A 775-nucleotide genomic window follows, 5' to 3' on the forward strand; every position below is an offset into this window, starting at 1 on the left:
GTGGTGTGCCACTTCCTGCGGCTGTTGTGGTCGCCAGAGCAGATTGCCCTGACACTGGCTCACATCTTTCCAAAAGGCCACGAGCACCGCGTGTCACACGAGACCATCTACAACTGCATCTATGCACAGCCTGTGGGCGAACTGCGCAAGGAGCTGATCGCCTGCATGCGCCAAGCTCACAACAAGCGTGTGCCTCGCAGCAAGGGTCAAGACCGCAGAGGCCAGATCCCGGACATGCTGAGCATCCATGTGCGCCCACCAGAGATCGAGGATCGACAGTTCCCGGGGCACTGGGAGGGCGATCTCATCAAGGGTGCAGCCAATGCCAGCGCCGTGGGCACCTTGGTCGAACGTACCAGTCGCTTGGTCATGTTGGTCAAGCTGCCTGAGTTCAAACCAGCCAGTGCTGCCAACGTGCTGCAGGCTTTCACCGACAAGCTGCTGGGCATCGCCCAGCCCATGCGCCTGAGCATGACGTACGACCAAGGGCGAGAGATGGCCATGCACAAGGAGTTGAGCAAGCGCACCGGCATCGCGGTGTACTTCTGCGACCCTCACAGCCCCTGGCAGCGCGGCTCCAACGAGAACATGAACGGGTTGGTCCGCCAGTATCTGCCCAAGGGCACGGACCTGTCTGTCTACAGCCAAGAGCACCTGGACGCCATCGCCGATCAGATCAACGACAGGCCCAGGAAAGGCCTCGGGGTACGATCACCTCTGGCGGTCTACCGGGAGTTGCTCATCAACAGCCCGCAGCACTCCACCGAGATTCATT

General features: G+C 60.8%; 1 protein-coding gene. It reads left to right on the forward strand.

Going from position 1 to position 775, the window contains the following annotated elements; genetic code table 11:
* A partial coding sequence (locus tag AVHM3334_RS23735) for an IS30 family transposase (RefSeq protein ID WP_284415884.1) occupies window positions 1-775 on the forward strand: 775 nt, incomplete at both ends.

Origin of the sequence: Acidovorax sp. SUPP3334, assembly GCF_030159055.1 — a bacterium.
In the GTDB taxonomy this organism is placed as follows: Bacteria; Pseudomonadota; Gammaproteobacteria; order Burkholderiales; family Burkholderiaceae_C; genus Paracidovorax.